The organism is Klebsiella sp. BIGb0399 (assembly GCF_003752615.1).
GTDB classification, from domain to species: domain Bacteria; phylum Pseudomonadota; class Gammaproteobacteria; order Enterobacterales; family Enterobacteriaceae; genus Klebsiella; species Klebsiella lignicola.
The window spans coordinates 398,911-424,130 of record NZ_RKHT01000005.1 but is presented as its reverse complement, the minus strand read 5'-3'; the positions used below and the strand labels follow the sequence as shown (position 1 = coordinate 424,130).

Below are 25,220 nucleotides of genomic sequence, written 5' to 3'. Positions count from 1 at the left end.
ATGTCAGCAAAGCGACACATTCATGCCGCTATTTTTGATATGGATGGATTACTGATTGACTCCGAGCCGCTATGGGATCAGGCGGAACTGGAGGTTATTGCAAGCCTTGGTGTCGATATCAGCCGCCGCGATGAGCTGCCGGACATGCTGGGACTGCGCATCGATTTAGTGGTGGACCTGTGGTTTGCCCAACAACCGTGGCAAGGCCCGGACCGCGCCGAGGTCACCGCGCTAATTATCAACCGTGCGATTCAACTGGTTGAAGCCTCCCAGCCGTTACTGCCGGGCGCCCGTGAAGCCGTTGCCCTGTGCAAAGCCCAGGGGCTGAAGATTGGCCTCGCCTCTGCCTCGCCGCTACGTATGCTGGAAAAAGTGCTCGCCATGTTTGATCTACGCGACCAGTTCGATGCCCTTTCCTCTGCCGAATCGCTGCCCTACAGCAAGCCCCATCCACAGGTGTACCTTAACTGCGCCGCCAGCCTCGGCGTCGACCCCATGGCCTGCGTCGCGCTGGAAGACTCCGTCAACGGAATGATCGCCAGCAAAGCGGCCCGGATGCGCTCGATCGTGGTGCCTGCCGAGGAAAACCGCAACGACCCACGTTTTGTGCTGGCTGACGTCCGCCTCGCAACCCTGTCCTCGCTGACCGCCGCTGAACTCGGCCTCTGATTTTCCTTCCCGTTGTGATGAGCGGGTGATAATCCGCCCATCACAAAATAAAACAGCGTTTCATTTTTAATTGTTTTTTCCTGCCTCAGCCTCTATGCTTGAACATAACGGTGATGTTTAACGTATATATCAATCGGCATACAGAGGTGAATATGGTACTTAACGCCTTCGACCTGACGGGTAAGGTCGCGATCGTGACGGGATGTGACAAGGGACTGGGTCAAGGGATGACGCTGGGCCTTGCGCAGGCCGGGTGTGATATCGTCGGCGTCAATCGGAAGATCCCCCACGAAACGGCCGCCAAAGTCGAGGCGCTGGGCCGCCGGTTCACCGCCATTCAGGCCGACCTCAGCCGTCAGGATGATATTAGCGAGATCGTCGCCAAAGCGGTCTCCGCCATGGGCCATATCGATATTCTGGTCAATAACGCCGGCACCATTCGCCGTGCGGACGCCCTGACGTTTACGGAGCAGGACTGGGACGATGTGCTGAACCTCAACCTCAAGTCGGTGTTCTTTTTATCGCAGGCGGTTGCCAGGCAGTTTATTCAGCAAGGGTGCGGCGGCAAGATCATTAACATCGCCTCGATGCTCTCTTTCCAGGGCGGCATCCGCGTCCCCTCGTATACCGCATCCAAGAGCGGTGTGCTGGGCCTGACCCGCCTGATGGCCAACGAATGGGCCGGGCACCAGATTAACGTCAATGCCATTGCGCCAGGCTACATGGCCACCAATAACACCCAACAATTGCGGGATGACGCCGAGCGCAGCAAAGAGATCCTTGACCGTATTCCTGCCGGTCGCTGGGGCGTTGCCGATGACCTGCAAGGCCCGGTGGTATTCCTGGCCTCCGGCGCGGCGGATTATGTGAATGGTTATACCCTTGCGGTGGATGGCGGCTGGCTGGCACGGTGATATTTTTGTGACATAGAGTTACACCGTCACCTCTTCCGTGTACTGTATAAAAACCCTATACTGTATGAATTGACAGTTTAGGGTTTTTATCATGACGGCGGAAGGCCATCTCCTCTTTTCTATCGCCTGTGCGGTATTTGCGAAAAACGCAGAGTTAACTCCCGTGCTGGCACAGGGTGACTGGTGGCATATTGTCCCCTCCGCGGTGCTGACCTGCCTGCTGCCGGATATCGATCATCCTAAGTCGTTTCTCGGGCAGCGATTAAGCTGGATAGCCAAACCGGTTGCCCGGGCCTTTGGCCATCGGGGGTTTACCCATAGCCTGCTGGCGGTCTTCGGCGCCATAACGCTGTTTTATCTGAAAGTACCGGAAAGCTGGATTGTGCCCGCCGACGCGGTACAGGGGCTGGTGCTGGGTTATCTGAGCCATATTCTTGCCGATATGCTGACGCCGGCGGGGGTTCCGCTGCTGTGGCCCTGCCGCTGGCGCTTTCGCCTGCCGATCCTCGCGCCACGTAAAGGCAACCAGCTGGAGCGCGCGCTCTGTATGGCGCTGTTTGTTTATGCCGTCTGGATGCCGCAAACCTTCGCCGAAAACAGCGCCGTGCGCTGGTCATCGGGGATGATTAATTCACTGCAGATCACCTTTAATCGCTTTATTAGTCATCAGGGCGGACGATAAACAGGCGGAAAACGCAGATTAGTTATAATCAATTCCATTTGAATATAAGTAATGAATTCCGCTTCTGCTAACCTTGCGCCCATAGCGCTGGTAACAGACCAGCCAGATAAAAAAACAAATCAGGAGAACGGGGATGAATTTTCCATTAATAGCGAACGTTATCGTGTTCGCGGTTTTACTGTTTGCGCTGGGGCAAACGCGGCATAAACAGTGGAGCCTCGCCAAAAAAGTCCTGGTCGGCCTCGTGGTCGGCGTGGTATTCGGCCTGGCGCTGCAGCTGATCTACGGTTCTGACAGCCAGGTGCTGAAAGACTCCATTCAGTGGTTCAACATCGTCGGCAATGGCTACGTCCAGCTGCTGCAAATGATCGTGATGCCGCTGGTATTTGCCTCGATTCTGAGTGCAGTTGCGCGTCTGCATAACGCTTCTCAATTGGGCAAAATCAGCTTCCTGAGCATCGGTACGCTGCTGTTCACCACCCTGATCGCCGCGCTGGTCGGCGTGCTGGTGACCAACCTGTTTGGTCTGACCGCCGAAGGTCTGGTGCAGGGTACAGCGGAAACCGCCCGCCTCAACGCCATTCAGAGCAATTACGTTGGCAAAGTTGCCGACCTCAGCGTCCCGCAGCTGATCCTCTCTTTCATTCCGAAGAACCCGTTTGCTGACCTGACCGGCGCCAACCCGACCTCGATCATCAGCATCGTTATCTTCTCCGCGTTCCTCGGCGTCGCGGCGCTGAAGCTGCTGAAAGACGACGTAGCCAAAGGCCAACGCGTGCTGACCGCCATCGACACCCTGCAGGGCTGGGTAATGAAGCTGGTACGTCTGGTGATGCAGTTAACGCCGTACGGCGTACTGGCGCTGATGACCAAAGTCGTGGCCGGTTCCAATCTGCAGGACATCGTTAAGCTGGGCAGCTTTGTGGTGGCCTCTTACCTTGGCCTCGGCATCATGTTTGTGGTGCACGGTCTGCTGCTGGCGATCAACGGCGTGAGCCCGCTGAAATACTTCCGTAAGGTGTGGCCGGTTCTGACCTTTGCCTTTACCAGCCGTTCCAGCGCCGCGTCTATTCCGCTGAACGTCGAAGCGCAAACCCGTCGTCTGGGTGTACCGGAATCTATCGCCAGCTTCTCTGCCTCCTTCGGGGCGACTATCGGCCAGAACGGCTGTGCGGGCCTGTACCCGGCGATGCTGGCAGTCATGGTTGCACCAACCGTTGGCATCAACCCGCTTGACCCGCTGTGGATCGCCACCCTGGTCGGCATGGTGACCGTCAGCTCCGCCGGCGTTGCTGGCGTCGGTGGCGGCGCGACCTTCGCGGCGCTGATCGTGCTGCCAGCGATGGGTCTGCCGGTGACGCTGGTCGCCCTGCTGATCTCCGTTGAACCGCTGATCGATATGGGCCGTACCGCTCTCAACGTCAGCGGCTCGATGACCGCCGGCACCCTGACCAGCCAGTGGCTGCGCCAGACCGACAAAACGATTCTCGACAGCGAAGAAGACGCCGAACTGGCGCATCGCTAACCGCCCTTTCCGGGCAGGCATAAAAAAACCGCAGAGGGTAACCTCTGCGGTTTTTTTTATGGTTCACCGGGCTATCAGGAAGCGATGTCGCCTTCCTGGCGGGTCTGCATAGCCCAGCGCTGTGCCGCCTCTGGCAGAGTAAACGGCGGTGAACGCCGGAAGTTCTCGCCCATCAGCACGAACGCGACATATTTACCCCGCAGCAGCCACACATCGCGAAAACCGTCCATTTTGACGGCGTGTTCCGGCGGGGCTGGCTCCACTCGAGGCACGTAGCTAATGACAGGGCGATTTTGTTGGCGAAGTGTTTTCATAACCGATAGATTCACTAAACAAAGCGGGAGACATAATCAGCTATGATAGCCGATTGCAGCCCCTTTCGTCGCCCCTAACGTTGTACGTTCAGTGCGGCTGGCGGAATATCAGAGAGTGGGTTGAGATGAAATCAGGGGAGGACAAACCTCCCCTGTGCGCTTCAGATTACACGTCGCGATAGGTGCCTAAACGATAACCGCGTTCGGCAATCGCATACTTCAGCGATGCCGACGTCAGCACCTCCAGCTCCGCCAGGCGCGGGTAGCAATAGGCGCTCCCCATGATGGTGTTATCGACAAATGCCGGGTGACACATCACTTCCAGCGATGCTTCATCACGTTGGATGGAGTCATCGAGGGTTTGCAAAAACAGCGCTTCAGAAATGGCCTCACCATAGAACTCGCTGGCAAAGCCGTCGCTGCTACGCGCCGCGTCCTGCGCCAGGCCGTCCCGCTGGGCGAGCTGGCGGTCAATCCGCAGCGCCACTCCTTTTTCGCGGGCAAACGCGGCCACAATCGGGTAAATCCCGGCGATCATATGCACATGATGATGGCTGTCGATGTGCGTCGGTTCGCAGCCAAACAGCTCGACAAACCGGCGATACTGGCACTCCAGCTCATGCGCGATTTCGTCCAGCGGCAGGCTGTCTTCTTCCGCCATCTGCCAGATCCACTTGCCTAACCGTCCCTCGCGGGTCAGCCCCGGCATGGCCGATAACGGCTCACCCAGCGTCAGGACAAAATGCATCCCGATGCCCAGTTCCGGGACGCTGCGGCTCAGCTGGGCGGCGTGACCAATAGCCGCCCCATTGACCAGCGCCGTTGTCGACGTGACAAGTCCATTTTTGCAGGCTTCAATAATCCCGTAGTTCTGGCCTTTACTCAGGCCAAAATCGTCGGCATTAACGATTAACACGCGTTCCATCGGCCGCTCCCGTTAGTGTTTCAGTTTTTCAATGGTCGCCGCAAAGTTTGGTAGCCACTTTTCGTGCGCCAGGATCATTTCACGCGCCAGCAGTTCGGCATCGCGGTCCGAATGAATCAGCGGGCTTAAATTCAGCGCCAGCAGCACATCGTTAAGCTCCCCGCTGATCGCCGCCTGGCTGGCCGCCACTTCAAACCCTTTGATTGTATAAATCAGCCCCAGCACTTTCTCATCGAAATGCGTAATACGTGGCGTCGGGGTGGCTCCGTCACGGCCCAGCGTACAGGTCATTTCCACCGCCCAGTCGGCCGGGATGTTATCGATATGGCCATGGTGCGGAATGTTGACGTAGTGCTCGGTCTGCTTGTCATTGTAGATGGCGTTGATGACTTCGCAGGCCGCATCGGAGTAATAGGCCCCGCCGCGCAGCTCCAGCTCTTTCGGCTTGACGTTGAGATCCGGATTTTTATACAGCTCGAACAGCTGTTTCTCGACCTTCTGTACCACCTGGGCACGGGCGCCGCCTTTGTAATACTCGCCCATTTCGATAGCCAGCATCTCTTTTGGCTTGAAGTAGTACAGCAGATAGGAGCACGGAATCAGGCGCAGAGAGCGAATCAGCCCCTCGCTGAACGGCAGATCGAAGATGTTTTTCACCGAGTTGGCGCTCAGGGTGCCGGCTGCGACACCATCCAGCAGCTCGTCGAAACGAGACACGCCGTTAACCAGCACATCGCGCACGAACACCAGGTGGTTCAGACCAAACAGATCGATAGACAGCTCATCGCTCGGGCTCAGCTGCAGAACGTCGGTGATGAACATTTTCATGCCGATCGGAATGTTGCAGACGCCGATGAAACGTTTGAAGCCGGTGTGACGATAGACCGCTTCGGTGACCATCCCGGCCGGGTTGGTGAAGTTGATGATCCAGGCGTCCGGGCAGATTTCCTGCACGTCTTTGACGATATCAAAAATCACCGGAATGGTACGCAGGCCTTTAAACAACCCGCCTGCGCCGTTGGTTTCCTGACCCAGATAGCCGTGGCTGAGCGGAATGCGCTCGTCTTTTTCACGGGCCTTAAGCTGGCCGACGCGCAGCTGGGTGGTAACGAAGTGGGCGCCTTCGAGGGCGGCACGGCGATCCAGCGTTTTGTAGACCTTGATCGGCACGCCGGCTTTTTCCACCATGCGCTCGCACAGTGCATGAATAATATCGAGTTTTTCCTGGCCTTCCGCCACGTCCACCAGCCACAGTTCCGTTATCGGCAGTTCGTGATAACGTTTCAGGAACCCTTCCAGTAATTCTGGGGTATAGCTGCTTCCGCCGCCGATCGTGACAACTTTTAATTTCTGGCTCATTTTACTCTCCCTTATGGCATCGCAAATTACACGTAGCCTACCCTCCGCATCTACACGGACAGTAACTTGAATAGTGTCTGAGGCGGAACATTCCGCCCCGGATTAATTAATGCTGGTCAGCTTTTTACGATAATTGCTCGGGGTAAACGAGGTCAGCCGTTTGAATGTTTTAATAAACAGACTTGGGCTACTGTATCCCGACTCATAGGCAATATCAGTGACCGAATAGTTGGTGATTTCCAGCTGTTTTTTCGCGAAGTTGATGCGAATATCATTAATAATCTGCATCGGCGTTTTACCATAATAGCGCTGGGTCGCCCGGGTCAAATATTCCTGAGTTCTCCCGGAACGCTCGACCATATTCTCAAGCGCCCCTTCGCCAAACTTCAGTTTATCGTGCATATCCTCGACGGTATTTTTCAGCCATTGCGGAATGACATCCTGCACCGGCTCCTCGCGGTAATGCCGTAAACGGTTAATGGTATAAAACGACACCAGTTCAATAAATTCGTCAAATTCGGTATCGCGAAAATTCAGCGAAGCAATCACCGACTCGATATAGCTAAGAAAGGTGCTTTTGACAGCGTAGACCTGTGAAGCGACCAGTCCAAACGGCAGCAGCGGTAAATAGTGTTTCTCAAAGAAACGCTTGCTGATACCCACGTTAAGAATGCGTGTCGCGCCAAAAGCATAAAAGCTCTGATGATGCGACCCCATTGGGATAAAGACAAAATCCCCGCGCTCCAGCAGCACCCGTTTACCGTTGATTTCCTGGTAATAACGCCCGGTTAAAACGATGGTGTACTCGTAATAATCATGCTGGTGAAGACCGCTTACGCTTTCCGTCTTGTTGTAGATAACCACATGAAAATCTTTGCCGTTGAAAAGCTGCTGTTCTCTGGCGGTACTGATCTCGGTGGTTATCATCTTTGGCTGCCTCATCGTGTAGATGGCCTATTGTACCTTCTCGTGCAGCTCAATCAATTCGGCAACCAGCTCACGTGCCAGCATTGAGGTCATCAAATGATCTTGCGCATGAACCAGCACCAGGCTGACCTTCATTTTGCCTTCACCTTCATCGCTTTCAATCAGTTGGGTCTGTACACGATGTGCTTCACTCAGCGCCAGGCGCGACTGCTCCATCATGTTTTTAGCGGCGGCGAAGTCGCCCTGCTTTGCCTGCTTCAGTGCCGCATAGGCCAGGCTGCGGGCCTGTCCGGAGTTGATAATCAGCCCCATCACCACCTCTTCGAGGTCGTTCTCAGGTGCAGCAACTGCGTCGATATGGTCCAGATCAAACATAATTATTCCCTCGTTTCTCAGGCGGTACGGGAGTGCTCCCGTACCGCTCGACATCAGAATTTCAGTGCGTTAGCGATATCTTCTTCGCTTTCCTGCTCTTCAATCACCGCCTGCGCCTTGTTGGAGACCGCCACGAACGGCAGGTAAACCAGCACCGACACACCCAGGTTGAACAGCGCTACGAAGAGTGCAGCGATACTACCGTTACTGTTAAAGAACGCGCCGAGGCCGGTAGGCATGGTCCACGGTGCCAGGTTGGTCACCGGTGGGATAATCCCCATCGAGTAGGCAGCAAGCGTAATCGCCGCCAGAATCGGCTGAATCAGGACGAACGGGATGAACATCACCGGGTTCATGATGATCGGCAGACCAAACAGAATCGGCTCGTTAATCTGGAAGATGCCTGACGGCAGCGCCAGCTTAGCCACCTGACGGTGATCCGCACGGCGTGAACCGATGAAGATGGCGATAATCAGACCGAGCGTTGCCCCGGAACCACCCAGCAGGATGTAGGAATCCAGCATCGGCTTAGCCCAGAAGTGGAACTCTTTACCCGCGGCGATAGCGGCTTCAACAGAACCGTACTGGTTGTACAGCGCGATGTTTTCCAGCGCCCATGGGGTCATGATGCCGTTATCCAGCGCGGTCAGCGCCAGTGAACCGTGTACACCAAAGAACCACAGCAGGGAGTTGAAGATAACGTAAGCCCAGCCCACCACGCTGCCCATTGACGCCAGCGGTTTGGAGATGGAGTCCATGATAATCTGGTGGAAGTTGCTGCCATGGTTCGCCAGCAGCCACGAGATAATGCCGAATACGGACAGGATCAGGAAACCCGGAATCAACGCTGAGAATGAACGCGATACCGAGGCCGGCACGCTATCCGGCAGGGTGATAACCCAGTTGCGACGGATAACAAAGGTGAACATTTCTGCCACCAGCAGGCCGATAATCATGCCCGAGATAATGTTCGCCCCACCCAGCCAGTTGGCACCGACCGCATAGGCTTCGCCCACGCTGTAGGGAGTCACGGTCATAAATGCTGCGACCGACAGCAGACCTGCCGCCAGCGGATCGACTTTTCGCTCTTCGGCCAGCGCCATGCCGATAAAGAATGGCGCCATCAGCGACATAATGCCTAACGTACCGTTATAAACGTTACCGCCGATGGCTTTAAAGCCGTTTAATGTTTCAATGGTTGAGCCATCCAGGCGAATACCCATTGAATAGAAGAAAGAACCTTCACCAAAACTCAAAAATACGTTGTTGATTAATACGAACATGGCCCCCGCAAGGGTCAGCGGCATTAATTTAATAAAGCCGTTTTTAATCGCATTGATGTGCGGTTGCTTTCCTATTTTAACAGCAAAAGGAAGGAGTACCTTTTCAAGCGAGTCAATCACTTTACTCATATCAAATACCCTTTAAAGCCGTAATCGAATAATTACGGCATGATGTATGAAATTACTCTTTGACGGGAAATAAACTCTCACCTTTCACTTTTTCGCTGATTCCATATTACCGTTGAGGACAATTTCCCCAGCGAAATCACGAAAAGATATCGAGTTTTAAAATAAAATTATTGTGCAGCAGCTTTCTTAATGGCCGCAACGGCCGCTTTCAGGACACCTAAACCATCGACTTTGCCATACAGCGTTGAGTCGATAACTTCCACCGGCTTATTCGACAGCAGCCGCTGAATTTCTGGAAGCATATACGCAATTTGTGGGCCTAATAATACGACATCAGCTTGCGGGCCTTTTTCTCCGGCCAGGGTTTCCGGATAGGCTTCAATGATGACCGGCACTTCATATTTTTCTGCCTGCGCCCGCATTTTTGAGACCAGCAGTGATGTAGACATTCCAGCCGAACAGAATAAATAGATGTGTTTCTTTTCCATGAGCGCTTCCTCAATTTGTAAGACCTGGCGGCTTCAGAATCACCTTATGTCTGAAAGCCGGCTAAGGCGTGTCGTCATTCGATTAATATTGTTTATGCATTGAGTATACGGCATCGTTCGGGGCCTGGATAATTCCTGGTTAATCAAAATTGTCTCTCATTGACCTCGCGTTTTGACAACCTTCACATTTCCCTCAAATAATTCGCGCAATTAAATAAGCATCAGTGCTCATGAAAAAGCCCGACCGGTGGTCGGGCTTTCGTAGATCTAAGCGTGATGAACTACTTAGTCGTGCGCGGGTCGGTATCGTATTCGGCACAGGTCTGGTAGCCAGAGTTCATGACGTGCCCGGTCTCATCGAGGGCGACAAAGTAGGTCTCCATTTTACCATCTCGTTGACCCAGGATGTAGGTCTGGCAGGTTCCGCGAGCGTGGATCATAGTGACCTCAGAGGCCGGTTTACCCGCGATCTGCAGGACCTGTGAACGGGTCATGCCTTTTTTCACATCTTTAACTACCGGCTGCGTGAACTGGTCAGCGGTACGATCGTAGGCAGTACAACCAGCCAGAATGGTCAATACTGCTGCTGCGCCTAAAAATCCTGCAAAATGCTTGTTCATATTCCGTCCTCTTTTATTCGTGTGTTAATAAGCCTGGAATAAAAACCGTTATTTTTCAAGCTGAAGGTCCAAATCGGCTAAATTTAAGATCTTTCTAATAAAAAAACATACCCTAAATAATTCGAGTTACAGGAAGGCGGCGACGCAGGGAATCCCCAGGAGCTTACTCAAGTAAGTGACTGGGGTGAGCGAGGAAAGCCAACGTACATGTAACTTGAAGTATGACGGGTATATGTCGTTGATTGCCTTCTTTTACATCAGTCAAAACTGTGATCCTTGTCGTTTTACCGTCAAAGAGGTAGCTTAAACCCTAACTGGCAGCCAAACAGATTCACTTCCCGGAGGGCGCGATGACGCTACAACACGAAATTATTCAGGCGCTGGGTGCTAAGCCCCAGATTGATGCTGAAGGCGAGATCCGCCGCAGCGTGGATTTCTTGAAATCCTATTTGCAGACCTATCCTTTTATACAGTCCCTGGTGTTGGGCATCAGCGGCGGCCAGGACTCAACGTTGACCGGGAAACTGTGCCAGCAGGCTATCAATGAACTGCGTGCGGAAACCGGGAAGACGGAGCTGCAGTTTATCGCCGTGCGCCTGCCCTACGGCGTTCAGGCGGATGAGCAGGACTGTCAGGACGCCATCGCCTTTATTCAGCCCGATCGCGTGCTGACGGTGAATATTAAGGGTGCCGTGCTGGCCAGCGAGCAGGCTTTGCGTGAAGCCGGCATCGAGCTCAGCGACTTTGTTCGCGGCAATGAGAAAGCCCGTGAACGCATGAAAGCTCAGTACAGCATTGCCGGTATGACCCACGGTGTGGTGGTCGGCACCGACCACGCCGCAGAGGCGATTACCGGTTTCTTCACCAAATACGGTGACGGCGGTACGGACATCAACCCGATCTTCCGCCTCAATAAACGCCAGGGCAAGCAACTGCTGGCGCAATTAGGCTGCCCGGAGCATCTCTATAAGAAGCTCCCGACCGCCGATCTGGAAGACAACCGCCCGTCCCTGCCGGATGAAGTGGCCCTTGGTGTGACCTACGAAAATATCGACGACTATCTGGAAGGCAAAACGCTGGATGCCAAAACCGCGGGCATCATTGAAGGCTGGTATCTGAAAACCGAGCATAAGCGCCGCCCGCCGATCACCGTCTTCGACGATTTCTGGAAAAAGTAGCGCCTGCCCTGCTCACGACGCAACCCCGGCCTCTGCCGGGGTTATTTTTTGCGGTGAAGAACAAAAAATCGGTACTGCACAAACGAAAAAACCGCCGGTCCTGCCCAATGCCATACGGCAAGTGTTGGGCAAGACCGGCGGTCTTCATTCGGGCGCTGAATTACTCAGCTGATGCAGGCATTTTACCTTCTGGCACTTTGCGATCTGTCAGATGCTTCTCAAAATTCGCATTGAACTGTTTTTTCTGTTCCGGCGTCAGGATGTTGTAGATCTTGTTCTGGGTTTCCATACGGGAAAGCGCCATTGCTTTGTGCTGGGCTTCCATCTTGTCAATCTGCGCTTCTGCCTTCGCTTTGTCGAAGGTATCGCTGGCGATCAGGTCATGCATCGCGCGGCGTTCGTCCAGTGACGGACGTTTCATGTTGTCACGCTGGCCTTTCATGATGTCGCGGACCTGCTGTTTTTGCGCATCGGTCAGGTTCAGACCTTTGAACATCATCTCGTGCGGGCCGCCGTGCATTCCTTTATGGTGCATCATCGGTTTGCTTTCGGTTTGTGTTGCAGTGGTATCAGCAGCGTGGGCCAGGTTAGCCGCGCCCAGAGCCAGGGTAGAGGCAACAAACAGAGCAGTAATCTTCTTCATAGTCAGTCCTTACTTTACGTTATTCTTACGGCGATTTGCCGTGTTGACGAGATAAACTTTACGACGTTTATCGTCAATTAGTCAGAGCAAGAGTAAAACAATGAAAGTGTAATAAACAGTTTCTCACCAATTATGGAGAAAATAAGGAAGGGAGGAAAATAATTGCAACAAATGTTATTTAACAGGCTGTTTTTTATGACATTCACCAAAACTATAAAGCAACACAGATTAAAAACAAAGCATTTATCCAGGAATAATCCGCAATCAAATCTCAAAGCACGAAAAAATAAGAACGGAACTAAAAAATGGCGGTGAAAAATTAACGACGCCGCCCGCATGAGCGGCGAAGATATTCAGGGGATGCGCTCCAGCATCAGCCCGGCGCGCAGGCCCGTCGCCACCGAAGGGTTAGGAAACAGCACGTACTCCTGCGCCTTTTCCACCGTGTAACGTGTCTCGCCATCTTCTGCCAGCAGAGTGCCGGCGGTGAAGGCGGTAAAGTTGAGGGTCTGTGCCGACATATGCAGCTGGAAATTATCACTCTTGCGGATGATCTGCTGCACCACCCGGTAGCGTAGCGGCGCCGCGTCGCTGTCAACCACCGTCAGATCGCCCACCAGCAGGCGCATTAAGGCCTTGCGGGTGACGGCGAATTGCGCAAGGTCATTTTCCCCAAACGGTAGCGCCTTACCCAGCTCAAGCGTACAGGAGAGCGCGTCAAAATGTTCGCTGCTGTAATGACTGAAGGTTCCCGCCGGCTGCTGATGAAACACCAGCGCCTCCAGCCCGGCTCCTGCCAGCCAGTGTAAGAATCCCTCGTCCCACGGCGTTTCCCGCGCCGGAAGCACGCCGAAGCGCGGATGTCGCGACCCGCGGATGGCCGTATGTAAATCCAGGTGCCAGCGCAGTCCCGTAGAGGCGGCATAAAACCGGGTCAGCGTCTTTTCCAGCAGACGCGCTCTGCGGGTCTCCTCACCGGCGGGAAACTGCTGCCAGCGCCCACCAAACATCCGGTTAATATCGCTATCGAGGTAGCGTTTATCCGCCCGTAACGCGCCAGGGTTGCCAAAAACCACCAGCAGCCGCCAGCGCAGCGGTAGCTCGCCGGTAAACAGTTGCTGGAGCAGATCATGCACCATTTCCACCGGCGCGGTTTCATTGCCGTGCAGGCCTGATGAGAGCACCAGCGAACGCTCGCAGCGGGCGTGGGGAGTCAGTTGCAGCACCCCACAATCCAGCCAGTGCCAGCGAAAATGGGCGGTTTCGCCATGAAAATGGTGGGGCAAGCGCTCCGCCAGGGTTAATGCCAGAAAGTCGTCCACGACGCCTCCTTGAAAAGATAAACACGACCGCAGCTAGTGCTGGAACGGGTAGACGGAACCAAGCTGCAGGATTTGCGTCAGCCGGTCGAGAGCCTCGCGGCCTTCGCTCAGCAACTGCGGGTCAGCCAGATCCGCCTGGGTCAGACGGTCGCGATAGTAGCGTTCGACCCAGTCATTGAGGGTGGCGAATAGCGCATCGTTCATCATCACCGCCGGGTTGACGGCCCGAAGCTCCTCTTCGCGCACCACCACTCGCAAGCGCAGACAGGCCGGACCGCCGCCGTTGGCCATGCTTTCGCGCAGGTCGTACACCTGCAGCTCATCAATCGGGTTATCTTCCGCCAGCAGCTGGTTCAGATAGCGCCAGACCCCGGCATGTTCCCGCGCCTCCTGAGGCAATATCAAACGCATCGCGCCATCGGGTTTACTCAGCAACTGGCTGTTGAACAGATAGGTCGCCACCGCATCTTCTACGCTGACGGCGCGGGTCGGCACCACGACCGGCGTAAAACCGGCGACCTGCCCGGCCAGCTGCTGCATCAGCTGAGGCTGATCGACAAACGCCTGCTCATGGCAAAACAGCACCTGCTGATTGCTGACCGCAATCACATCGTTATGAAACACGCCTTTGTCGATGATCGCCGGGTTCTGCTGGGCAAAAATCACCTGCCACGGGTTAACCTGGTTCAGGCGAGCGACCGCTTCACTAGCTTCGCGGGTCTGGCGTGCCGGATAACGCTGCGGGCGCTCGCCATTACCACCCTGCTGACGGCCATAGATAAAGAGCTGCAGACCGGGAGCACCATACTCCGCGCCCAGCCGGTTGTGGTTGGCCGCCCCTTCATCGCCGAACAGCGCCACCTGTGGGAGCGCCGAATGGACAGCAAAATGTTGCGGGTCGGGAAAGATCGCCCGCAGCAATGCCTCCGTGGTCGGCGCTTCGCTGGCGCGATGGAATTTATCGTTAAGATTGGCAACGGTCAGGTGTACCCGGCCGTCGAGCGAATCGACGGAGGGTGACACCGTAGCCGCGTTAGCTACCCACATCGACGAAGCCGAACTGACCGCCGACAGCAGATCCGGTGCCTGTCGTGCCGCCTTCTCGATCACCTGCGGGTCGCTGCCGCTGAAGCCCAACTGGCGCAACAACGGCACATTCGGCCGCTCCTGCGGCGGCATCACCGCCTGCGGATACCCGGCATCCGCCAGCGCTTTCATCTTCTTGAGCCCCTGCTGTGCCGCCAGCAGCGGGCTGGAGACCCGGTAGCGGTGGCGGGTCGAGGCCTCATTGCCAAAAGAAAGCCCGGCGTAGTGATGAGTCAGGCCAGGAAGCCCGTCAAGATTCAGCTCCCAGGCTTTCATCGCGACCCACCCCGCCAAAACTCGAGACCAGGGCTGAGGGTTTCCGGCATGCTCAGGGTCGGCGTTTCGAGGCTTGCCATCGGCCAGGCGCAATAATCCGCGGCGTACCACGCGCCCGGACGATGGTTACCTGAGGCACCGGTCCCGCCAAAGGGCGCGGTACTGGCCGCGCCGGTCAGCGGTTTATTCCAGTTGACGATCCCGGCCCGCGCCTCCAGCAGCAGGCGGTCGAATTTCTCCCGCTCGGGCGAGATCAGCCCGCATGAGAGGCCGAAACGAGTGGCGTTCGCCAGCGCTATCGCCTGATCAAAATCGTCATAACGCCAGACCCCAAGCAGCGGCCCGAAGACTTCCTCATCCGCAACCCCGGCCACTTCCGTCAGCTCGATAATCCCCGGCGTCAGCAGCGAGGTACCGGCCTGCAGCAGCCGAGGCTCCAGCAGCGTGGTGCCGCCGCTGGCAACCAGTTTGAGCCAGGCCTGATGGACCTTGTGCGCCGCCTGGGCAGAAATCAATCCACCCATGAACGGCTGGGGGGACGCGTCCCAGGCGCCGGGAATCACGTTTTGTGACACTGTCACCAACCGATCAAGAAAACGATCGCCGGTTTCGCCCCGCTTCACCAGCAGCCGACGCGCGCAGGTGCAGCGCTGCCCGGCGGTGATAAAGGCCGACTGAATAGTCAGATGCACCGCCGCATCAATATCCTGCGGTTCATCAACGATCAGCGGGTTATTGCCTCCCATTTCGAGCGCCAGAATTTTTTCCGGTTGCCCGGCCAGCTGGCGATGCAGCTGAAAGCCGGTCGCTGAACTGCCGGTAAACAACAGCCCGTCAATATCCGGCCGGGCGCTCAGCATTTCGCCGGTTTCCCGTCCGCCCTGGAGCAGGTTCAACACCCCCGGCGGCAGACCCGCCTCGGCCCACAGTTTCACCACCGCCTCACCGCTGTTGGGCGTCAGCTCGCTGGGCTTGAACACCAGCGTATTGCCGGCCAGCAGCGCCGGCACGATATGGCCATTAGGCAGATGCCCGGGGAAGTTGTAGGGACCAAATACCGCCAGCACCCCGTGAGGCCGGTGGCGCAGCGTTGCCGCACCGTCGCTCATGGTGGTCTGCGCTTCACCGGTACGGCTATGGTAGGCTTTCAGCGAGATCGCAATCTTGTTGATCATCGCGCCGATTTCCGTGGCGGCCTCCCATTGCGGCTTGCCGGTTTCCGCCGCGATAATCGCCGTCAGCGCGGCTTTGTGCGTCTCCAGCAGCGCGGCAAATTTTTCGACGATCGCCTGGCGGGCGCTGAATGGCTGCCTGGCCCACGCCGGGAACGCCTGGCGCGCGGCCTTCACCGCCAGGGCAACCTGCTCTGCATCGGCGTCGTTGCCCTGCCACAGCAGCACCTGGCTGACCGGGTCGGTTTTAGTGCGGGCCGGGCCGCGTCCGCTCTGCCAGTCGCCGTTAATCCATAAACTCATGATTTTTTCTCCTCAGGGATCAGCTGAACCAACCGCAGCGAGTCGCCAGCGTGGCATTTCAGGACATCCAGTTCGCGGGCGCTTAACAACAGGCGATCGGTCTGCGGATCGGCCGCTACCAGCATGGCGCGAAACTGCTGATACTGTTCATTGGCCACCAGGCAAAGCGGCCATTCCCCCGGCGCAGGTTGTCCTTCAGCCACGGTCACCATCCGGCTTTTCCGAATCGCCCGCACCCGGTCAATGTCGCACTCCAGCGTCGGCCCGCCGTCAAAGATGTCGATATAGTTGCGGTAACGGAACCCTTCTTTCTCCAGCACCGTGCGAGCCGGCGCGGTTTGCGGGTGTACCTCGCCGATCACCGCACGCGCTTCGTCGGATAAAAAGTCGATATACAGCGGATGCTTAGGCATCAAGGCAGCAATAAAGGCTTTTTGCCCGGTGCCGCACAGGTAGTCAGCGCGGGAAAACTCCATGGCAAAAAAGCGTTTGCCGAGGCTTTCCCAGAACGGCGAGTAGCCATTCTCGTCAATCACGCCGCGCATCTCCGCCACCACTTTTTCATTAAAGTGCTCGCGAAACGCGGCCATAAACATAAAGCGCGATTTCGACAGCAGGTAGCCGTTGCCCTCTTTACGCCAGGCGGGGTCGAGAAACAGCGTGCACAACTCGCTGCTGCCGGTGTGATCGTTGCTGAGAAACAGGGTCGGCAGCGCGTTGTAGACGTTAAGCTCTTTCGAGGCATGCACCTGCGTCCCCACGCGGTAGTTGTACCAGGGATCGTTCAGCCCTACAGCCACTTCAATGGCGCAAATCCCCACCACCTTGCCGCTGACGCTGTCTTCCAGCACAAACACGTAACCCTGTTCGCTTTTTGGCAGCTCTCCACGCCAGGTCTTCATTGAGCGCTCAATGCGTGCCGCCAGCGTCGCTTCATCCGCCGGCAACGACGTCAGCCCGCCGCCGGTTTCTCCGGCAAGGATCATCAGACCGGCCAGGTCGTCTGGCGCAACCGGACGGATCACCATCATGATGACGCTCCCGCGAGGAAGTGGCGGCAGGCCAGCTCAAAGCGATCCAGCCCGGCGTTCACCTCTTCCTCACTCACAATCAGCGCCGGGGCGAAACGCACCACGTTGGCCCCGGCAATCAAAATCATCAGCCCGTCTTCCGCAGCCTGCGTACTGATGGCTTTCGCCTTGCCGGCCCAGGCATCGTTCAGCACGCAGCCGATCAGCAAGCCCATGCCACGGATCTCCTTGAACAGGCCGTAACGGGCGTTAATGGCGTTCAGTCGTTCGCTAAACCACTGATGACGTTGCTTAACGCCGTTCAGCACCGCCGGCGTATTGACGATGGACAACACTTCACCCGCCACCGCGCAGGCCAGCGGGTTCCCGCCGTAGGTGGTCCCGTGGGTCCCCACCGTCATGACGCTGGCGCAGGTTTCGCTCGCCAGCAGCGCGCCAATCGGGAAACCGCCGCCCAGCGCTTTCGCCGTCGACAGCAGATCCGGTGTCACGCCATAGTGCATGTAGGCGTACAGTTCGCCGGTACGCCCCACGCCGGTCTGGACTTCATCAAAAATCAGCAGCGCCTGATGGGCATCGCACAGTTCACGCAGGCCGCGCAGAAACGCCGGGTCGGCGGGCACTACGCCACCTTCACCCTGCATCGGCTCCACAATCACCGCGCAGGTGTTGTCATCGATCAGCGCGCGGGCGGCGTCGAGATCGTTATAGGCGGCATGCTGGATCTGCGGCGGCAGCGGCGCGAAATCCTGAGAATAAGCCGGTTGTCCGCCGGCGGAGACGGTAAACAAGGTGCGCCCGTGGAAAGCGTTGTTGAATGCCACGATGCCGCTTTTCTGGCTACCGAAGCGATCGTGGGCGTATTTACGCGCTAGTTTCAGCGCCGCCTCGTTGGCCTCCGCGCCGGAGTTACAGAAGAACACCCGGTCGGCGAAGGTGGCGTCGATAAGCTGTTTCGCGAGACGCAGGACCGGCTCATTGGTGTAGCCGTTGCCGGTGTGCCAGAATTTTCCGGCTTGTTCCGTCAGCGCCTTAACCAGCCGCGGGTGAGCATGACCAAGCGCGTTAACCGCGATACCGCCGGCAAAGTCGATGTACTCTTTGCCCTGCTGATCCCACAGGCGCGACCCTTCACCACGTACCGGAATAAAAGCCGCCGGCGCGTAGACCGGCATCATCCATTCATCAAAGTTGCTACGCGTAATTGACTGAGACATATCGACCTCTTCCGGTAAATAAAAAGTATGAATAATGTTAAATATTATGAGTTGTTACGCTGTAAATGTAGATTGCACACTTCGTGCCAGCCAGCAGTAAAAGTGCATAAACCGAGGTCGATAACGGAATATCAAGGAGTTACAAAAGTGTATCATTCACATTAAATGCATAATTAGTGAATAACTATCTTACATTGCGCCACAGGCAGTGAATAAAACAGCTGTGTTATGCATGAGGAAAATATAATTCTGCATTTGTGATCGTATACGAAATTTATCGTAAAAATTCGCCCTTTTTTGGCGCAACTTGCGCCAGCATGGTGCGCAATAGCAACCCTCGCCGCGCCTATAACACTAACAGGCACAATAAAATGCCTTCCGGCAGCCAGCTCGACGAAATTCTGCTACCATCCCTGCACTATTCACCTTGCACAGTGGCAGCGACTATGAAATTTGTCTCTTTTAATATCAACGGCCTGCGTGCCCGTCCTCACCAGCTGGCCGCCATCGTCGACAAGCACCAGCCCGACGTGATCGGCTTACAAGAAACCAAAGTGCACGACGACATGTTTCCTCTCGAAGAGGTCGCAAAGCTCGGCTATAACGTGTTCTACCACGGACAAAAAGGCCACTACGGCGTGGCGCTGCTGACCAAAGAGACGCCGGTCTCGGTGCGTCGCGGGTTCCCTGATGATGGCGAAGAGGCCCAGCGCCGCATCATCATGGCGGAGATTCCTTCGGCATTCGGTAACGTCACGGTCATTAACGGCTACTTCCCGCAGGGGGAAAGTCGCGATCACGAAACCAAATTCCCGGCCAAAGCCGCGTTTTACCAGAACCTGCAAAACTACCTTGAGAGCGCGCTGAATAAAGACAATCCGGTGCTGATCATGGGCGATATGAACATCAGCGCGACCGATCTGGATATCGGCATCGGCGAAGAGAACCGCAAGCGCTGGCTGCGCACCGGCAAGTGCTCGTTCCTGCCGGAAGAGCGTGAGTGGATGGATCGCCTGATGGGCTGGGGGCTGGTCGATACCTGGCGCCATGCCAACCCACAAACTAACGATCGTTTCTCGTGGTTCGACTACCGCTCTAAAGGCTTCGACGATAACCGCGGGCTGCGTATTGACCTGCTGCTGGCCAGCGAACCATTGGCCCAGCGCTGCGTTGAAACCGGCATCGATTACGAGATCCGCGGTATGGAAAAACCGTCGGATCATGCGCCGATCTGGGCCACCTTTAAACCGTAACGCCATCGCGCTATCGACTCTCCCGGCCCTTGCGGTCGTGGAGAGTCACCTTTTTCTGAGCAACATCAATAAATCAGCGGTAAGACATTGTTGTGATTCGTCATTTGTAATACTGTCTCGCCCACTTTTCCCGGTGGGAAAGCGCGCGCGACACAGGGTTGATACAGGAGACTCCGCAATGCAAAAGAAGCCGTTACCCGGCAGAATATAAGCTGCTGATTATTATCGCCCTGCTCTCTGTTCTGACCGTCGTTATCACCTTTTCCGGCTTCGCCGACCTGATTACGCATTTTCATCATCTGCAGACCCTCATCCGCCAGAGCGGTGCCCTGGGCTGGACGCTGTACATCGCCCTGTTTATCGTCGCCACCCTGTGCCTGATCCCGGGCAGTATCCTGGTGATGGTCGGCGGCGTGGTCTTTGGCCCGCTGTGGGGAACGATACTCTCGCTGTGTGCGGCGACGATGGCCTCGGCGCTCTCTTTCCTGCTGGCCCGCTGGCTGGGGCGCGATCTGCTGCTGAAATATGCCGGTCATAGCGCCACCTTTCAGGCGATCGAACGCGGCATGGCCCGCAGCGGCAGCGACTTTTTAATTTTGACCCGCCTGGTTCCCCTGTTTCCCTACAATATCCAGAACTACGCTTATGGCCTGACGGCTATTCCGTTCTGGTCATTCACGCTGATCTCGGCGCTGACCACTCTGCCGGGGCTGTTCATCTACACCCTGATGGCCAGCGAGCTTGTCCGGGAGGGGATCACCCTGGGCTTCGTGCTGAAGCTGAGCCTCGCCGGTCTGGTCTTGTTTGGCATCATTCAGGGGGCAAAAATCTTTGCCCGCCAGCGGCAGATTTCTGCCGACGGGTGGCAGGTGAACGATGGCGAAAAATAACGGGTCTTTAGTCTGGTACTGGCGGGGCGCGCTTATCGTCGCGGGGATGATCGCGCTGCTCGCCTGGTGCCTGATCCCCGGCGTCAACGCCTTCATTGAGCACAGCCTGGCGGCGTTTTCCGCCTTAGATCAGCAGGCTATTGAGCGCTTTATTGACTCTTATGGCGCTCAGGCGGCGCTGGTCTCCTTCGCCTTAATGCTGTTACAGGCGGTGGTCGCCCCGCTACCCGCCTTTCTGATCACCTTTGCCAACGCCTCGTTATTTGGCGCCTTCTGGGGCGGGCTGCTCTCCTGGAGCAGCGCCATGGCCGGCGCGGCGCTGTGCTTTTATATCGCCAGAATTCTCGGGCGCGAAGCGGTGGAAAAACTGACCGGCAAAACGGTACTGCATGGGATGGACAGTTTTTTCGAGCGCTACGGCAAGCATACGATTTTAATCTGCCGGCTTTTGCCGTTCGTCCCCTTCGACCCCATCAGCTACGCGGCCGGCCTGACCTCGATTCGCTTTCGCCAGTTTATGCTCGCCACCGGCATCGGCCAGCTGCCTGCGACTATCATATACTCCTGGGCAGGCAGTATGCTGACCGGAGGCACCTTCTGGCTGGTCACCACATTATCGATTCTGTGTGCTTTGGCGTTAATTATCTTTATCGCCAAAGCCTGTTATCTCGAACGACATAAGAGGAAGTCCTGATGCGACTGCCGCCGCTCGACACCATCCCCCTGCTCCTTCGCCCGCAGGCGTGGCTCCATCGTCGCCACTACGGCGAGGTGCTCAGTCCTATCCGCTGGTGGGGGCGTATCCCGTTTGTGTTTTACCTGGTGTCGATGTTCGTCGGCTACCTGGAACGTAAACGCTCGCCCCTCGACCCGGTGCTGCGCTCGCTGGTCAGCGCCCGCATTGCCCAGATGTGCTTGTGCGAATTCTGCGTGGATATCACCAGCATGAAGCTGGCGGAACGCACCGGTAGCGTCGATAAATTACAAGCGGTAGCCGACTGGCGCCATAGCCCGCTGTTTAGCGAGCAGGAGCGGCTGGCGCTGAGCTATGCCGAGGCCGCCAGCCTCACGCCGCCCACCGTTGACGATGCGCTGCGCGCCCGGCTGGCCGACAGCTTCGACCCTCAGGCCCTGACCGAACTGACGGCGCTGATCGGGTTACAAAATCTCTCCGCCCGCTTTAACTCCGCCATGGCGATCCCGGCGCAAGGCTTGTGTCAGATCCCCACGGCCACCTCTTCCGACAACAGATCATAAGGATATGGGTATGCGTTATTGTTTACTCTGGCTGGCGGCGCTGTGGTTCACGCCGAGCATCGCCAGCGCCGGTGAAAGCTGGCAGCTCATCAAAGAGCAGGCTCGCGGTCAGACGGTGTGGTTTAACGCCTGGGGCGGCGACCCGGCGGTGAATCGCTACCTCGACTGGGTCAGCGACGAAGTGAAACGCGACTATGCCGTCGATCTGCGGATCGTGCATATCGCCGATGCTGCCGATACCGTCAAACGCCTGAAAAGCGAGGCCCGGGCCGGGCGCAAGCATAATGGCTCGGTGGATCTGCTGTGGGTCAATGGCGAGAACTTTCACAATCTGAAGGCCGCCAGGCTGCTGCAAACCGGCTGGGCAGAGTCGCTGCCTAACTGGCGTTACGTCGATACCCGTCTGCCGGTCCGGGAAGATTTCTCCGTCCCCACCGATGGCGCTGAATCACCATGGGGCGGCGCGCAGCTCACCTTTATTGCCCGCCGCGCGCAAACCCCGATGCCGCCCCGCGATGCGCAGGCCCTGCTGGACTTTGCCACCGCGCATCCAGGCACCATCACCTATCCGCGTCCGCCGGACTTCACCGGGACCGCTTTTCTCGAGCAGTTGCTGATTAACCTGACGGAGCGGCCGGAGGCTCTGCGTCAGCCGCCGGACGCCAAAAGCTATGCCGCGGTGACCGCGCCGCTATGGCACTATCTCGATCAGCTCCATCCTCAGCTATGGCGCGCAGGACGGGACTTCCCGGCGTCCCCCTCCCGGATGGATGCGATGCTGACCAACGGCACCCTCGTGTTATCAATGACCTTTAACCCATTGCACGCCCTGCAGAAAGCCGCCAGCGGTGAACTGCCGACTGACAGCTACAGCTTTGGCTTCAAACGCGGCATGCTCGGCAACGTCCACTTTGTGGCGATCCCGGCCAGCGCCCGCGCCTCTGCCGGGGCCAAAGTGGTGGCCAATTTCCTGCTTTCGCCCGCGGCACAGTTGCGTAAAGCCGACCCGGCCATCTGGGGCGATCCGAGCGTGTTAAATCCGGAATCGCTCTCCACCCAGCAGCAGCAAGCGCTACAGGTGCTGATGCCGCAAAACAGACCGCCGGTACTGGCGGAACCGCACGCGGCCTGGGTTGATGCGTTGGAGCAGGAATGGCTGCGCCGCTACGGTACGCACTGATCCTGCTGGCCTGGGGAAGCATGGTGCTGATTTATCTGCCCGTGCTCCCCGGCATCGCGTTGATGATCGCCCCGGCGCTTCAGCTTGCCAGCTGGCAGGCGCTGTTTGCCGACCCACAACTGTGGCAGGCGCTGGCCGCCACCCTGGTTTCAACCCTGCTGGCGGTGGCAGGTGCGGCAGCGATCACCCTGACGATCGTTAGCGCGCTGTGGCCCTCTCGCGGCTGGCAGCGGCTGGCCTCACGTCTGCCGCTGCTGCTGGCGGTGCCCCATGTTGCTTTTGCTACCGCGGCGCTGCTGCTCTTTGCCGAAGGCGGCTGGTTCTATCGTGTCTGTACCCTGTGTACCCCCTTCGCCGACCGTTACGGTATCGGCCTGGGGCTAACCCTCGCCGTCAAGGAGAGCGGTTTTTTGTTGTGGGTGGTGTATGGCCTGCTGGGAGAAAAACGGCTGGCGGAGCAGGTCACGGTGATGAAAAGCCTCGGCTACGGCCGCTGGCAGTGCCTGAAATGGCTTATTCTGCCGACGCTATTGCCCGCGATGACGTTGGTGCTGATCGCCACCACCGCGTGGAGCCTGTCGGTGGTCGATGTTGCGCTGGTGATCGGTCCGGGAAACCCACCGACCCTGGCGGTGCTGGCCTGGCAATGGTTAAACCAGGGCGATGAACTCCAGCAGGCAAAAGGGGCCCTCGCCAGCCTGCTGCTGCTGCTGATCCTCGCGGGTCTGGTCGCTGGCGGCTGGGGCCTGTGGCGTCTCCGGCAGCGGCAGCCCGCGGATCTGCGCGGCATTCGCCGCCCGCAACCGAAAGCGCAATCCGGTCGACTGCTGGCAGGCCTTCTGCCGTTCTGCGGTCTGGGCTGCGCGCTGTTTCTGGCCTGGCTGGCATACGGCAGCGCGCCGGTCAGCGGCAGCCTCGCCACCAGCCTGACGCTGGCGCTGCTGGCCGCGCCGATCGGCGCTGCGCTGTGCCTGCTGTGGCTGGAGTGTGGCCCGTCCCGTGGCGATAGCTGGGTCTGGCTGCCGTTGGTATTACCCGCGCTCCCGCTGGCTGACGGACAGTATCAGCTGGCGCTGTACGCCTGGCTGGACGGCCAGTTAATGACCGTATTGTGGGGCCATCTGCTGTGGGTGATCCCGTGGATGTTATTTATTTTGCGCCCGGCGTGGCGGCAGCGCGATCCGCGTATGGCGTTGGTCGCCCGCACCCTTGGCTGGGGACGCGGTAAGATATTCTTCCGGGTCACGCTGCCGCTGATGCTGCGTCCGCTGCTGGCGGCGCTGGCGGTCGGTTTTTCGGTGAGTATCGCGCAATATCTGCCTACACTGTGGTTAGGGGCCGGGCGGATGACCACCCTCACCAGTGAAGCCGTGGCGCTCAGCGCCGGCGGCGATACGCAAACCCTTGCCGCGCAGGCCTTATGGCAACTGCTGCTGCCGGCATTCTGTTTTAGTCTGACTGCCCTGCTGGCCTTCGTGGCTGGCCGCTATCGCCGAGGATTACGCTAGTGCTCACCGTCAAGAATCTGACCCTGACACAACACCACCAGCCGCTGCTGCGCGAGGTCGGGTTTTCCGTGCGTGCCGGCGAAGTGCTGACGCTGATGGGCCCTTCCGGTAGCGGGAAATCCACGCTGTTTGCCTGGATGGTAGGCGCGCTGGCGGAACATTTTCAGGCCACGGGCGAACTGTGGCTGGCCGACAGCCGCTGCGACACGCTGCCCACCGAACGGCGTCGGATCGGGATTTTATTTCAGGATGCGCTGCTGTTTGATCACTTCAGCGTCGGGCACAATCTGCTGCTGGCGCTGCCGGCTGAAGTGCGCGGCGGCGAACGCAAAGATCAGGTGCAACAGGCGCTGGAGCGGGCCGGATTGGCCGGGTTCGACTCCCGCGATCCGGCGACCCTCTCCGGCGGCCAGCGTGCGCGAGTGAGCCTGCTGCGGGCGCTGCTGGCGCGGCCGCTGGCGCTGCTGCTGGACGAGCCTTTTAACCGCCTGGATGCCGAACTGCGCGCCGATTTTCGCCAGTGGGTTTTCGATGAACTGGCGCGGCTGGCGATCCCCGCCGTGCTGGTGACTCACGACAGCCACGATATCCCCGACCACGGTCGTTGTCTGAAAATGAGCGACTGGCAATGAAACCCCGGCGAACCTGCGTTACCGCAAAGAATTTGCCCGCGTCGCAGTGGAGAATGTGCGCT

26 protein-coding genes are annotated in these 25,220 nt (G+C 57.5%); 12 read left to right on the top strand and 14 right to left on the bottom strand.

What is annotated here, in order from left to right; genetic code table 11:
• From hxpB to EDF82_RS02355, 4 genes are all read left to right on the top strand, one after another.
• Positions 1-669 (top strand): hexitol phosphatase HxpB, encoded by a 669-nt coding sequence (hxpB, locus tag EDF82_RS02370; RefSeq protein ID WP_123754017.1) that lies wholly within the window; start codon positions 1-3, stop codon positions 667-669.
• Positions 670-821: 152 nt separating this feature from the next.
• On the top strand, positions 822-1,583 hold the full coding sequence (kduD, locus tag EDF82_RS02365; protein ID WP_123755453.1) for a 2-dehydro-3-deoxy-D-gluconate 5-dehydrogenase KduD: 762 nt from the start codon (positions 822-824) through the stop codon (positions 1,581-1,583).
• Positions 1,584-1,674: 91 nt separating this feature from the next.
• Positions 1,675-2,265, top strand: coding sequence for a metal-dependent hydrolase (locus EDF82_RS02360; RefSeq protein WP_123754016.1), 591 nt, complete (start codon positions 1,675-1,677; stop codon positions 2,263-2,265).
• A 133-nt stretch (positions 2,266-2,398) separates the two neighbouring features.
• Entirely contained in the window at positions 2,399-3,790 is a 1,392-nt protein-coding gene (locus EDF82_RS02355) for an L-cystine transporter (RefSeq protein ID WP_123754015.1), read from the top strand.
• Between the two features lie 74 nt (positions 3,791-3,864).
• On the opposite strand, the gene cedA is transcribed toward EDF82_RS02355, so the two are convergent.
• The 8 genes from cedA to osmE form a co-directional block, all read right to left on the bottom strand.
• Positions 3,865-4,119 carry a cell division activator CedA gene (gene cedA, locus EDF82_RS02350; RefSeq protein WP_123754014.1) on the bottom strand — a complete coding sequence of 85 codons (255 nt, stop codon included), beginning with the start codon at positions 4,117-4,119 and terminating at the stop codon, positions 3,865-3,867.
• A 151-nt stretch (positions 4,120-4,270) separates the two neighbouring features.
• Positions 4,271-5,029, bottom strand: a complete 759-nt coding sequence (chbG, locus tag EDF82_RS02345) for a chitin disaccharide deacetylase (RefSeq protein ID WP_123754013.1) — start codon at positions 5,027-5,029, stop codon at positions 4,271-4,273.
• Between the two features lie 12 nt (positions 5,030-5,041).
• Positions 5,042-6,388 carry a 6-phospho-beta-glucosidase gene (locus EDF82_RS02340; protein WP_123754012.1) on the bottom strand — a complete coding sequence of 449 codons (1,347 nt, stop codon included), beginning with the start codon at positions 6,386-6,388 and terminating at the stop codon, positions 5,042-5,044.
• Between the two features lie 102 nt (positions 6,389-6,490).
• Positions 6,491-7,315: a transcriptional regulator ChbR gene (gene chbR, locus EDF82_RS02335; protein ID WP_123754011.1), complete on the bottom strand. Its 825-nt coding sequence runs from the start codon at positions 7,313-7,315 to the stop codon at positions 6,491-6,493.
• Positions 7,316-7,342: 27 nt separating this feature from the next.
• Positions 7,343-7,690: a PTS N,N'-diacetylchitobiose transporter subunit IIA gene (gene chbA, locus EDF82_RS02330; protein ID WP_123754010.1), complete on the bottom strand. Its 348-nt coding sequence runs from the start codon at positions 7,688-7,690 to the stop codon at positions 7,343-7,345.
• Positions 7,691-7,743: 53 nt separating this feature from the next.
• A complete protein-coding gene (chbC, locus tag EDF82_RS02325; RefSeq protein WP_123754009.1) occupies positions 7,744-9,102 on the bottom strand; it encodes a PTS N,N'-diacetylchitobiose transporter subunit IIC in 1,359 nt (452 codons plus the stop codon).
• A 167-nt stretch (positions 9,103-9,269) separates the two neighbouring features.
• Entirely contained in the window at positions 9,270-9,590 is a 321-nt protein-coding gene (gene chbB / locus EDF82_RS02320) for a PTS N,N'-diacetylchitobiose transporter subunit IIB (RefSeq protein WP_123754008.1), read from the bottom strand.
• A gap of 281 nt (positions 9,591-9,871) precedes the next feature.
• Entirely contained in the window at positions 9,872-10,210 is a 339-nt protein-coding gene (gene osmE, locus EDF82_RS02315; protein ID WP_123754007.1) for an osmotically-inducible lipoprotein OsmE, read from the bottom strand.
• Positions 10,211-10,560: 350 nt separating this feature from the next.
• On the opposite strand from osmE, the gene nadE reads away from it, so the two are divergent.
• Positions 10,561-11,388: an ammonia-dependent NAD(+) synthetase gene (nadE, locus tag EDF82_RS02310; RefSeq protein WP_123754006.1), complete on the top strand. Its 828-nt coding sequence runs from the start codon at positions 10,561-10,563 to the stop codon at positions 11,386-11,388.
• A gap of 160 nt (positions 11,389-11,548) precedes the next feature.
• Here the strand turns inward: nadE and spy are convergent, their stop codons facing one another.
• The 6 genes from spy to EDF82_RS02280 form a co-directional block, all read right to left on the bottom strand.
• Positions 11,549-12,031 (bottom strand): ATP-independent periplasmic protein-refolding chaperone Spy, encoded by a 483-nt coding sequence (gene spy, locus EDF82_RS02305; protein WP_123754005.1) that lies wholly within the window; start codon positions 12,029-12,031, stop codon positions 11,549-11,551.
• A 353-nt stretch (positions 12,032-12,384) separates the two neighbouring features.
• Positions 12,385-13,353 (bottom strand): succinylglutamate desuccinylase, encoded by a 969-nt coding sequence (astE, locus tag EDF82_RS02300; protein WP_123754004.1) that lies wholly within the window; start codon positions 13,351-13,353, stop codon positions 12,385-12,387.
• Positions 13,354-13,386: 33 nt separating this feature from the next.
• On the bottom strand, positions 13,387-14,715 hold the full coding sequence (astB, locus tag EDF82_RS02295; protein ID WP_123754003.1) for an N-succinylarginine dihydrolase: 1,329 nt from the start codon (positions 14,713-14,715) through the stop codon (positions 13,387-13,389).
• Entirely contained in the window at positions 14,712-16,190 is a 1,479-nt protein-coding gene (gene astD, locus EDF82_RS02290; RefSeq protein ID WP_123754002.1) for a succinylglutamate-semialdehyde dehydrogenase, read from the bottom strand. The genes astB and astD overlap by 4 nt, the downstream gene beginning before the upstream one ends.
• Positions 16,187-17,221 carry an arginine N-succinyltransferase gene (gene astA, locus EDF82_RS02285; protein ID WP_123754001.1) on the bottom strand — a complete coding sequence of 345 codons (1,035 nt, stop codon included), beginning with the start codon at positions 17,219-17,221 and terminating at the stop codon, positions 16,187-16,189. The genes astD and astA overlap by 4 nt, the downstream gene beginning before the upstream one ends.
• Positions 17,218-18,438 carry an aspartate aminotransferase family protein gene (locus EDF82_RS02280; RefSeq protein WP_123754000.1) on the bottom strand — a complete coding sequence of 407 codons (1,221 nt, stop codon included), beginning with the start codon at positions 18,436-18,438 and terminating at the stop codon, positions 17,218-17,220. The genes astA and EDF82_RS02280 overlap by 4 nt, the downstream gene beginning before the upstream one ends.
• A 446-nt stretch (positions 18,439-18,884) precedes the next feature.
• On the opposite strand from EDF82_RS02280, the gene xthA reads away from it, so the two are divergent.
• The 7 genes from xthA to EDF82_RS02245 all read left to right on the top strand — a co-directional run bounded on the left by xthA (position 18,885) and on the right by EDF82_RS02245 (position 25,158).
• On the top strand, positions 18,885-19,691 hold the full coding sequence (xthA, locus tag EDF82_RS02275; protein WP_123753999.1) for an exodeoxyribonuclease III: 807 nt from the start codon (positions 18,885-18,887) through the stop codon (positions 19,689-19,691).
• A gap of 224 nt (positions 19,692-19,915) precedes the next feature.
• Entirely contained in the window at positions 19,916-20,581 is a 666-nt protein-coding gene (locus tag EDF82_RS02270; RefSeq protein ID WP_123755452.1) for a TVP38/TMEM64 family protein, read from the top strand.
• Entirely contained in the window at positions 20,568-21,275 is a 708-nt protein-coding gene (locus tag EDF82_RS02265) for a TVP38/TMEM64 family protein (RefSeq protein ID WP_123753998.1), read from the top strand. Before EDF82_RS02270 ends, EDF82_RS02265 begins: the two co-directional genes overlap by 14 nt.
• Entirely contained in the window at positions 21,275-21,838 is a 564-nt protein-coding gene (locus EDF82_RS02260) for a carboxymuconolactone decarboxylase family protein (RefSeq protein ID WP_123753997.1), read from the top strand. Before EDF82_RS02265 ends, EDF82_RS02260 begins: the two co-directional genes overlap by 1 nt.
• Before the next feature lie 10 nt (positions 21,839-21,848).
• On the top strand, positions 21,849-23,018 hold the full coding sequence (locus EDF82_RS02255) for an ABC transporter substrate-binding protein (protein WP_123753996.1): 1,170 nt from the start codon (positions 21,849-21,851) through the stop codon (positions 23,016-23,018).
• A complete protein-coding gene (locus EDF82_RS02250; protein WP_123753995.1) occupies positions 22,991-24,526 on the top strand; it encodes an ABC transporter permease subunit in 1,536 nt (511 codons plus the stop codon). The genes EDF82_RS02255 and EDF82_RS02250 overlap by 28 nt, the downstream gene beginning before the upstream one ends.
• Positions 24,526-25,158: an ATP-binding cassette domain-containing protein gene (locus tag EDF82_RS02245; protein ID WP_123753994.1), complete on the top strand. Its 633-nt coding sequence runs from the start codon at positions 24,526-24,528 to the stop codon at positions 25,156-25,158. Before EDF82_RS02250 ends, EDF82_RS02245 begins: the two co-directional genes overlap by 1 nt.
• Positions 25,159-25,220: the final 62 nt, after the last annotated feature.

Bases quoted from the DNA above. Each gene is read 5' to 3' on its own strand.
- hxpB (WP_123754017.1), top strand. From the start codon at position 1: ATGTCAGCAAAGCGACACATTCATGCCGCTATTTTTGATATGGATGGA.
- kduD (WP_123755453.1), top strand. From the start codon at position 822: ATGGTACTTAACGCCTTCGACCTGACGGGTAAGGTCGCGATCGTGACG.
- EDF82_RS02360 (WP_123754016.1), top strand. From the start codon at position 1,675: ATGACGGCGGAAGGCCATCTCCTCTTTTCTATCGCCTGTGCGGTATTT.
- EDF82_RS02355 (WP_123754015.1), top strand. From the start codon at position 2,399: ATGAATTTTCCATTAATAGCGAACGTTATCGTGTTCGCGGTTTTACTG.
- chbG (WP_123754013.1), bottom strand. From the start codon at position 5,029: ATGGAACGCGTGTTAATCGTTAATGCCGACGATTTTGGCCTGAGTAAA.
- EDF82_RS02340 (WP_123754012.1), bottom strand. From the start codon at position 6,388: ATGAGCCAGAAATTAAAAGTTGTCACGATCGGCGGCGGAAGCAGCTAT.
- chbR (WP_123754011.1), bottom strand. From the start codon at position 7,315: ATGATAACCACCGAGATCAGTACCGCCAGAGAACAGCAGCTTTTCAAC.
- chbA (WP_123754010.1), bottom strand. From the start codon at position 7,690: ATGTTTGATCTGGACCATATCGACGCAGTTGCTGCACCTGAGAACGAC.
- chbC (WP_123754009.1), bottom strand. From the start codon at position 9,102: ATGAGTAAAGTGATTGACTCGCTTGAAAAGGTACTCCTTCCTTTTGCT.
- chbB (WP_123754008.1), bottom strand. From the start codon at position 9,590: ATGGAAAAGAAACACATCTATTTATTCTGTTCGGCTGGAATGTCTACA.
- osmE (WP_123754007.1), bottom strand. From the start codon at position 10,210: ATGAACAAGCATTTTGCAGGATTTTTAGGCGCAGCAGCAGTATTGACC.
- nadE (WP_123754006.1), top strand. From the start codon at position 10,561: ATGACGCTACAACACGAAATTATTCAGGCGCTGGGTGCTAAGCCCCAG.
- spy (WP_123754005.1), bottom strand. From the start codon at position 12,031: ATGAAGAAGATTACTGCTCTGTTTGTTGCCTCTACCCTGGCTCTGGGC.
- astB (WP_123754003.1), bottom strand. From the start codon at position 14,715: ATGAAAGCCTGGGAGCTGAATCTTGACGGGCTTCCTGGCCTGACTCAT.
- astD (WP_123754002.1), bottom strand. From the start codon at position 16,190: ATGAGTTTATGGATTAACGGCGACTGGCAGAGCGGACGCGGCCCGGCC.
- astA (WP_123754001.1), bottom strand. From the start codon at position 17,221: ATGATGGTGATCCGTCCGGTTGCGCCAGACGACCTGGCCGGTCTGATG.
- EDF82_RS02280 (WP_123754000.1), bottom strand. From the start codon at position 18,438: ATGTCTCAGTCAATTACGCGTAGCAACTTTGATGAATGGATGATGCCG.
- xthA (WP_123753999.1), top strand. From the start codon at position 18,885: ATGAAATTTGTCTCTTTTAATATCAACGGCCTGCGTGCCCGTCCTCAC.
- EDF82_RS02265 (WP_123753998.1), top strand. From the start codon at position 20,568: ATGGCGAAAAATAACGGGTCTTTAGTCTGGTACTGGCGGGGCGCGCTT.
- EDF82_RS02260 (WP_123753997.1), top strand. From the start codon at position 21,275: ATGCGACTGCCGCCGCTCGACACCATCCCCCTGCTCCTTCGCCCGCAG.
- EDF82_RS02255 (WP_123753996.1), top strand. From the start codon at position 21,849: ATGCGTTATTGTTTACTCTGGCTGGCGGCGCTGTGGTTCACGCCGAGC.
- EDF82_RS02250 (WP_123753995.1), top strand. From the start codon at position 22,991: ATGGCTGCGCCGCTACGGTACGCACTGATCCTGCTGGCCTGGGGAAGC.